This window comes from Pseudomonas sp. 3B-A001-10F, assembly GCF_056313565.1.
Genome location: NZ_JBQYFW010000063.1, coordinates 1 through 8,061, shown reverse-complemented (window position 1 = coordinate 8,061; position 8,061 = coordinate 1). Strand labels below are relative to the sequence as shown.

The 8,061-nt window shown below is 58.6% G+C and carries 8 protein-coding genes and 2 tRNA genes; 2 read left to right on the top strand and 8 right to left on the bottom strand.

Translation table 11 applies throughout. From position 1 onward, the window contains the following. The 6 genes from AC0ZWN_RS28650 to AC0ZWN_RS28625 all read right to left on the bottom strand — a co-directional run. Window positions 1–1,586 (bottom strand): DUF6531 domain-containing protein (locus AC0ZWN_RS28650; protein ID WP_476337683.1); only part of this gene is annotated, 1,586 nt, incomplete at its 3' end. A 241-nt stretch (window positions 1,587–1,827) separates the two neighbouring features. Beyond that, window positions 1,828–2,235 carry an SEL1-like repeat protein gene (locus AC0ZWN_RS28645; protein WP_093440130.1) on the bottom strand — a complete coding sequence of 136 codons (408 nt, stop codon included), beginning with the start codon at window positions 2,233–2,235 and terminating at the stop codon, window positions 1,828–1,830. Next, window positions 2,236–2,607 carry a hypothetical protein gene (locus AC0ZWN_RS28640; protein WP_003223109.1) on the bottom strand — a complete coding sequence of 124 codons (372 nt, stop codon included), beginning with the start codon at window positions 2,605–2,607 and terminating at the stop codon, window positions 2,236–2,238. Continuing rightward, window positions 2,604–2,945 (bottom strand): helix-turn-helix domain-containing protein, encoded by a 342-nt coding sequence (locus tag AC0ZWN_RS28635; protein ID WP_093440125.1) that lies wholly within the window; start codon window positions 2,943–2,945, stop codon window positions 2,604–2,606. The genes AC0ZWN_RS28640 and AC0ZWN_RS28635 overlap by 4 nt, the downstream gene beginning before the upstream one ends. 112 nt (window positions 2,946–3,057) lie before the next feature. Then, window positions 3,058–3,513: a YkvA family protein gene (locus AC0ZWN_RS28630; RefSeq protein WP_007919749.1), complete on the bottom strand. Its 456-nt coding sequence runs from the start codon at window positions 3,511–3,513 to the stop codon at window positions 3,058–3,060. Window positions 3,514–3,807: 294 nt separating this feature from the next. Next, entirely contained in the window at window positions 3,808–4,524 is a 717-nt protein-coding gene (locus AC0ZWN_RS28625; RefSeq protein ID WP_007919751.1) for an FKBP-type peptidyl-prolyl cis-trans isomerase, read from the bottom strand. 270 nt (window positions 4,525–4,794) lie between these two features. On the opposite strand from AC0ZWN_RS28625, the gene AC0ZWN_RS28620 reads away from it, so the two are divergent. Together AC0ZWN_RS28620 and AC0ZWN_RS28615 are read left to right on the top strand one after the other, a co-directional pair. Next, a complete protein-coding gene (locus tag AC0ZWN_RS28620; RefSeq protein WP_476337680.1) occupies window positions 4,795–6,603 on the top strand; it encodes a di-heme-cytochrome C peroxidase in 1,809 nt (602 codons plus the stop codon). Further along, window positions 6,600–7,766, top strand: coding sequence for a catalase family protein (locus AC0ZWN_RS28615; protein ID WP_476337678.1), 1,167 nt, complete (start codon window positions 6,600–6,602; stop codon window positions 7,764–7,766). Before AC0ZWN_RS28620 ends, AC0ZWN_RS28615 begins: the two co-directional genes overlap by 4 nt. Window positions 7,767–7,880: 114 nt before the next feature. Here the strand turns inward: AC0ZWN_RS28615 and AC0ZWN_RS28610 are convergent. Both AC0ZWN_RS28610 and AC0ZWN_RS28605 read right to left on the bottom strand, forming a co-directional pair. Further along, window positions 7,881–7,957, bottom strand: a tRNA-Asp gene (locus AC0ZWN_RS28610). 19 nt (window positions 7,958–7,976) lie between these two features. Continuing rightward, a tRNA-Val gene (locus AC0ZWN_RS28605) sits at window positions 7,977–8,052 on the bottom strand. Window positions 8,053–8,061 lie beyond the last annotated feature (9 nt).

The window sequence follows — 8,061 nt, the reverse complement described above, 5'->3', positions numbered from 1 at the left end:
TTGCCATAGGCATCGCTGATCGCCGTCAGCCGTCCCGCGCGAAAGTGATAGAACCGCACCGTTTCCCCGGCCAGCGCGAGGATCAGTTCCTCCGGTTCATCCCCCAGAAAGATCGCCGCCCGCGACAAACTGTTGTGAATCGCCGGCCGCTCAACGCTCGGCAGCGGGAAACGGGTACGGCGGTTCTCGTGATCGACCCAGACAACCTCGTCGCCGGCAAACTCCAGCCGATGCGCCAGCGAATGACTCCAGCCAAACCCCAACCCAACATCGATTTCGGCGGCGCTGGAGCGATACAAACGGGTGAACTCAAACGGCAACACGCCATCGAGCACCGCATCGTTCAGGGTCAGCAGTTCTTCACCGGTGACCATCGATACCGGGCAGCCATTGGTACAGGTAAAGGGCACGCAATCGGCGCTGTCACCGTTGGGGTTTTTCGCCTGGTCCGGCGAGTCGTCGTGAGGCTCGTCTTTCTTCAACAAGGTGTTGCGCTGCGCATTCCAGCGCAATTGCATCCGGCCTTTTTTCACCCCGGCGGCGATGCCACGGGCGGCAACGGTTTTGTATTGATCGACGTATTTGATGAACCCTTCGACGATGCCAAACATCGCCTTCACCAAACGCTTTACCGCCGAGAGCAATTGCACGGCGCGGTCCGCCAGACGCAGCGTCAGATAAGCGATGCCTGCGCCACCACTGACGAACGTCAAGACGACGCTGATCAGCACATCGATGAGCAACTGCACCATCATCATCGACGCCGCTTCAGCAGTTTTGCCGGCGATTTCACTGGGTGGCAGCATCTCCAGCCAAAGGCTGGCAGTGCGCAGCAATAGACACAGCGCCGCCTCGTCACTGACCAGCAGTTGCAGCTTCTCCATGACCTCGGGCGCGGTTTTCGCCAGCTCGATCAGATCCGCCGCACCACTGCCCAAGCGCTCAGCAAACTGACCGGGATCCTTGAGAATGTCCGAGAGCAAGCCAATGCTGTCCCACACGCCCTCGATCGCCGCCCAACTCCCGGCCAGCATGCCGTTGCCCGCCGCCGTCGACACCGACTGCGACCATTGCGGCTTTAAACCCTGCCATTCACTGCGCAGCCAGCCATCCAGCTCAGCAGTCAGGCCGTCATAGGCTTTGAACAGGTCCTCGACCTGACCCGAAGTGACAGCGCTGTGCACCTGCACCCGGTAGAATTTGCCAGGTATTCCTTTGAATGAGCCCTTGCCTTGCGCATCAAGGGTGATGGGGGTGGTTTCGCCACTGTCCATGGCGATCACATCGACCACGATATTGCCCAGCGGAATGTCGTAGACCGACTCGAATTTGCTCTCGATCAGCATCGGGCCACTCTTCGGGCACTGGACGACACCGGAGAAAAACGCGTTGTCGGTGCTGCTGACGGCAGTGCTATCGGAGCCGAAGCGAATGATCCGCTCCATGCCCACCAGTGACGGCAGATCCGCCGCGTGGCTGACCTCGTCCGCCGCGCGACTGGCCCAATGCTTGAGCTGTTCGCGGTAAACGCTGAGGGTGTCGGGAAAGCTGTCGAGTGCTTGCTCGATGCGGGTGACGGCGTCCATCAACGCACGCGGGTGGGCGAAGTGGACTGAATAAGCGGATCAAACATGGGCGTTCCCTCGCGCAAAAAAATTAGGCGCGGGAACTGTGCGGGGGATCAATCGGGAAAGAAGTCAGGCAAGTAGGCGATGACTGTAGGACTTGTCTGTAAAAAACAACTCACAGATAAACAACCGCGCAAAAACGCAAACGCGGCGTGAGGAAAACCTCACGCCGCGTTTGTTCGGGCAGACATAAATGGATTTACAGTGTTGAGTCGCGAGTACTCAGCTCTTTCAATTTGAGCTCCGCCAACGGGTGGCCGGCTTTGGCCGCCATGCCCCACCAGCGTGCGGCTTCGGCAGGATCCGGCGGTTTGCTCGGCGTTCCGGCCAAACTGATCACGCCGACCTGATAAGCCGCTTTGCCATCACCCGCGAGCGCGGCCAGCCGCAACAGGCGCACTCCTTCTTCACGTGCACCCAGGCCGACACCACGAAAGGTCAGGATGTGCCCGTAGAAGCTTTGTGCACCGACATCGCCAAGGTTAGCCATGCGCGCAAACTGACCTTCGAGCCAGCGCCAACCTCGCGGTTGGCGGACAAACCACGACCAGTGAAACAGCCTGCGCGCCAGCCAGTAACTGGCCCGCGCCTTGAGTCGTAAAAACACTCAGGCCTCTGCCGATTCCGGGTACTCGTACTCGAAGACCCTGACCACTTCCGAGGCATGCCAGGAAGCCGCGGCAACGCCGTCGGATGGCCCGGAAAAACGCCCCAGACGTTCAACGCATTCAAAGAAACCCGTGCGCGGCAGGCGACTGGCGCCCTGGCTGATCACCAGCGAACTGCGCAACGGTTGTTCGGCCTTGGCATCCAGCGCGGCCAGATGTTCAAGCGCGGCCGTCAGGGTTTGCATGGCCGGCGTCGGCAATTGCAACCGCTCGAGCAAGGCCCGATAAGTCAGCAGATGGCGCTGGCGACGCGCCTGATCAAGTTCCCCGAGCAATCCGTCCCAATGTTGACGACTGATGCGTACGCTCACGATTCATCCCTCCACCCTGGCACCGTCAATTCCCAGGCCAGGCTGCGGCGAATCGCGGCGTCGGGCTGACGCTCGCCACTTTCGATCATGGCCAGATAAGACGGGCTGATGCCTACCGTGCGGGCCAGCGCCTCAATGGCGATGCCCTTCCCTTCGCGCAAACTGCGTAGTTGATCCAGACCTGGAAGAATCGCGTCTGGTGAGGCCGCGAGCGGCGTGGCTGCCGGACGCGACGGTGTTTCGTTGATGCCTGCTGCTTTTAGTAGAGCCTGATACTGAGCCCACGGCAGAACCGCGTATTCGGGTTCGCCATCGCGTGCAATTATCTGAATATCCATGACTACCCCGTAGGACAACAACACTTAGCGAGTCGGCACTTTTCCCTAGAAGTGTAATCCTAACAGCGGCTAAGGTCGCGGGGGGTATCTATCTGTAGGTGGGTGCTGAGAATCAGGTTTTTTTCGGCCCCTGCAGTTGCAGTTGCTCGGGGGTATCCGGCAGGCGTTCGACGACTGCCAGTTTTTCCGGTTGCTGACGGTTGCGCCACAGGCGAAACGCATTGAGTTCATCGTCGAGGGTTTTCATCAGCCAGGCGAGGACCGCGATGTCGTCGAGCATGCCAAATACGGGAATGAAATCCGGAATCGCGTCCACCGGGCTGAGGAAGTACATCAAACCCGCCACCACCGACACCAGGGCTTTGCCACTGATAGCGCGGTACTCGCCGCGCCAGTAGGCCAGGCACAGTGCCTGAAGCAAGCGTAAATCGTCCTTGAGTTTACCGAGACGATTGCCTTGCGCGGCGCCTTTGCTGGCAACCGCAAACAGTAAGGTCGGTAAACGGCCACGCGCCAGCAGACGGCCGGCCAAGGGCAGGAATCGAGCGAAATTCCACGGAGCTTTCATCTATTCCTCCCGTTGAAATGTTATCCACACAAATTGTGGATAACCTTGTGAACAGAGCTGCATTTCAGCGCTGAAAGCCCCGTTTCATAAGGGCTGCGCTCAGATCGGGCGTTTTTTACTCACATAAAAAACCCCAATATTTCATTGACTTGGCTGCTCAGGGCGGCTAGCGATGGCAGTCTCATTGGCTATGACTCTCCCGACCGCCATCGGTTCGCTCTGTTTACCCTTGCCAGGGTCCAGATGCAACAACGCCCCGCATAAGCGAGGCGTTGTTGTCAGACCCGTTACCGATTACTTGGCAGCAGCGGCTTCTTTGGCTGGATCCTTGATGGCCAGCAGTTCCAGGTCGAAGACCAGAACCGAGTTGGCCGGGATTGCCGGGCTTGGCGACTGAGCGCCGTAAGCCAGATCGCTAGGGATGTACAGTTTGTACTTCTCGCCAACGTGCATCAGTTGCAGACCTTCAACCCAACCCGGAATCACGCCGCTCACCGGCAGATCGATCGGGCTGCCGCGCTCGACGGAGCTGTCGAAGACGGTGCCGTTGGTCAGCTTGCCGGTGTAGTGAACGGTCACTACGTCAGTCGGCTTAGGCTGTGGGCCATCAGCTTTCTTGACGACTTCATACTGCAGGCCGGAAGCGGTGGTTGTCACACCAGCTTTCTTGCCATTTTCTTCGAGGAATTTCTTGCCGGCGGCTGCCGACTCTTCGCTCATCTTGGCCATACGCTCTTCAGCACGCTTCTGCAGCGCGGCGAAGGCTTCGACCAGTTCTTCATCTTTCAGCTTCTGTTCTTTCTTGCCGACGGCATCTTCGATGCCCTGGGCTACCGCTTTGGAGTCCAGATCATCCATGCCTTCCTGAGCCAGGCTCTTGCCCATGTTCAGGCCGATACCGTAGGAAGCTTTTTGCGCCGGGGTTTTCAGCTCTACGCTGGTCTGCGAATCACAACCCGCGAGGACCAGGCTAACCAGGGCAACCGCCGCCGCCAACCGATGCTGTTTCATGCTATTTCCTTGTTCATGCGCCGAAAGGGCAATCGAGTAAAGCCGCGAGCTTATCAGGCCGCCACGACCAATGGCTACCGGCATGAGAGCAGGAATCTTCCGATAAGTTCAGGGATTAAAACGCATTGGCGCGAAGCGACGATGAAGCTTCTGTCATCTCGTCCCGGCAATCGGCGTCGTTTCTTCTAGCATCATCTGGCGTAATGGCCACTTGCCGCACAGGGCCAGGCTCAGGCATAACAGCGGAACAAATCGACAAGGATGTTTATCTTGCGCCTCTTATTCCGTGTGCTGACCCTGATCGTCGTGCTGCTGGGACTGGTTCTCGCCGTGGTCCTGTATTACGTCGCCAATCCGAAACTGCCCTTCTACACCCCCGCCGAGCAGGTGCATTACCTCGATCAGTGGAGTGACGAAGACCGGCAAACCTACTATTTCACGCCCCAGGGTACGCAGGTCAAAGGCCTGCGCTATGAGTGGTTCCAGGCGCTGGAACTGCCCTTCTCGGCGCAACGTTTCGCCTCGCCTGATTACCTGGCGCGTTTCGGTTTTCTGATCGACCCGCAGCAGAAAGCCACGACGACCAACCCCGGCAACCTCCCCGTCGGTTTTGCCCGACATCAGAACCCCGGCAGCACCGAACAATATCTGGACATCACTTGCGCCGCTTGCCACACCGGCGAATTGCGCTTCAAAGGTCAGGCCGTGCGAATTGACGGGGGTACCGCGCAACATGTGCTGCCGTCCAGTGTGCCTACTTTGCGCGGCGGCAGTTTCGGACAGGCATTGGTGGCAAGTCTGACCGCGACTTACTACAACCCATGGAAATTCGAACGTTTCGCCAGAACCGTGCTGGGCGACGAATACGACGCGCGTCACGAGCAATTGCGCAAAGACTTCAAAACCTCACTGAATACATTCCTCAAAGTCGCCTGGAACGATACCCATCGCGGCCTCTACCCGACCGAAGAAGGCCCCGGCCGCGCCGATGCCTTCGGACGCATTGCCAACGCGACGTTTGGCGATGCGATTTCCCCCGCCAACTACCGCGTGGCCAATGCCCCGGTGGATTATCCACAGCTCTGGGATATGTGGTCATTCGACTGGGTGCAGTGGAACGGCTCGGCGCAGCAGCCGATGGCACGCAATATCGGTGAAGCGTTGGGCGTCGGCGCCACCCTGAATTTTTTCGATGACAACGGCCAGCCACTGCAAGGCGAAGCACGCTATGCCTCCAGCGTGCGTGTGCGTGATCTGCACAAAATCGAAGAAACACTGCAAAAGCTCAAGCCACCAGCCTGGCCAGAGGAACTGTTTGGCGCCATCGACAAACCCTTGGCAACCAAGGGCCGCACGCTGTTTGTCGAGAACTGCGCCGGTTGTCACGTACCGCGCCAGACTCAGGAAGGTGAGCGCTGGGTGCAGCATTTGCACATGCTGCCGGTCGCTGTCATCGGCACCGACCCGACCGCTGCCGACAATATCGCCAACCACCGTTTCGACCTGACAGCCCTGCAGTGGGATCTGAAAGAGCTGGAAAAAATGGACGTCAAACTGCATCCAACACCCAAGGCGCCACTGGATCTGAGCCAAATGTCGGTGGCCAAGGGCTTGGCTTACGTCACGGCCTTCGTCGAAGACCGCGCCTATCGCGAAGCCAACGTCACGCCGCAGGAAAAACCACGCCTGGACGGCTTCGGCCTACCCATCGGCGTACGCGAAAAAGTCGCTTACAAGGCGCGCCCACTGGCCGGTGTCTGGGCCACCGCGCCGTTTTTGCACAATGGTTCAGTGCCGAGCATTTATCAGTTGCTGTCGCCGCAGGATGAGCGCGCCACGACCTTCTTCAAAGGCACCGTTGAATACGATCCGCGACATCTGGGTTATCGCACCGAAGCGTTTACCAATGGCTTCCTGTTCGACACGCGCATCACCGGCAACCACAACAGCGGCCATGAATTCCGTGCCGGCGAACGCGACAATGGCGTTATTGGCCGACTGTTGCTGCCCGAAGAACGCTGGGCACTTCTTGAGTACCTGAAAGTCCTCGGCGGCCCATTGGAGGCGCAACTGCCATGATCTCAACCTTCAAGAAAGAACAGTCGCTGCTGGCCAGAATCTGGTTGTGGCTGGGTCGTGTACTGGGCAAGGTTCTGTTGATAGCGCTCGTCATCGGCCTGTTCGGCTGGGCCATCGCTACGGTCTGGTTTGCCTGGCAACACCGTGGCCCGGTGTCGGCGCAGGAGCAGATTCCCAGCGGCGAAGCGGCGATGACCCAGGACGTGATCCAGACCGCCGTACGCATCGTCGATCAACACCGAGAAAGCACACGGTATCTGCGCGACGCCCATGCCAAGGCTCATGGTTGTGTAAAAGCTCAGGTGCAGGTGTTGCCGCAACTGGCGCAGTCGCTGCGACAAGGCGTGTTCAGTGAGCCCGGAAAAACCTGGCAAGCGATGATTCGCCTGTCCAATGGCAATGCCTATCCACAGTTCGACAGCCTGCGCGACGCCCGGGGGATGGCGATCAAACTGCTGGACGTTTCGGGAAAACAGCTGCTCGGCAACCGCCAGTCAAAGCCTGAGCAGGATTTTGTGATGTTCAGCCACCCGAACTTTTTTGTCAGTGACGTCGCCGAGTATCGTCAGAACGTATCGGCGCAGGCTGACGGCAAAAAGGTCATGGCATTTTTTCCGGGATGGGACCCGCGCACATGGCAGGTCCGCCATTTGTTTATTGCACTGGCAACCCTGTCACCGCCGCCGGACAGTCCGACCGCGACCACTTATTTTTCGGTATCGCCGTACAAATTTGGTGAAGCCAATGCAAAGTTTCGGGTGGCGCCCGCCCCGGACAACTGCCCGGACTACACACTGCCAAAACAGAATCATGATTTACCGAACTTCTTGCGCAGCGCCTTAAACCAGCAACTGTCGACGGACCGGATACCGGCGTGTTTCGTCCTGCAGATCCAGCGTCAGGATGCCAACAAGTACATGCCGATCGAAGACACCAGCATCGAATGGCGCGAGCAGGATTCGCCGTTTGAAACCGTGGCGCGGATCACTCTGCCAGCGCAGGACTTCGATACACCGGCGCTGAATCTGGCGTGTGACAATCTTTCGTTCAATCCGTGGTTCGGGCTTGAGGCGCATCGGCCGATTGGCGGGATCAACCGTTTGCGTAAAGCGGTGTATGAGGCAGTGAGCGACTATCGGCACAGCCAGAATGCCGTGCAGTAGAACGGTGTCAAAGCACCTTTGAGGACATGGGATCAATAAATCCAGGACAGCAAAAAGCCCGCACTAGGCGGGCTTTCTGTGGAATCTGGCGTTCAGTGTTCCAGATTCCGAATATGGCGCAGCGGACGGGACTCGAACCCGCGACCCCCGGCGTGACAGGCCGGTATTCTAACCGACTGAACTACCGCTGCGCGAAACGCTTGAAACGAATGGTGGGTGATGACGGGATCGAACCGCCGACATTCTGCTTGTAAGGCAGACGCTCTCCCAGCTGAGCTAATCACCCTTCGCTTCG

Bases quoted from the DNA above. Each gene is read 5' to 3' on its own strand.
- AC0ZWN_RS28630 (WP_007919749.1), bottom strand. From the start codon at position 3,513: ATGAAAGCTCCGTGGAATTTCGCTCGATTCCTGCCCTTGGCCGGCCGT.
- AC0ZWN_RS28635 (WP_093440125.1), bottom strand. From the start codon at position 2,945: ATGGATATTCAGATAATTGCACGCGATGGCGAACCCGAATACGCGGTT.
- AC0ZWN_RS28615 (WP_476337678.1), top strand. From the start codon at position 6,600: ATGATCTCAACCTTCAAGAAAGAACAGTCGCTGCTGGCCAGAATCTGG.
- AC0ZWN_RS28625 (WP_007919751.1), bottom strand. From the start codon at position 4,524: ATGAAACAGCATCGGTTGGCGGCGGCGGTTGCCCTGGTTAGCCTGGTC.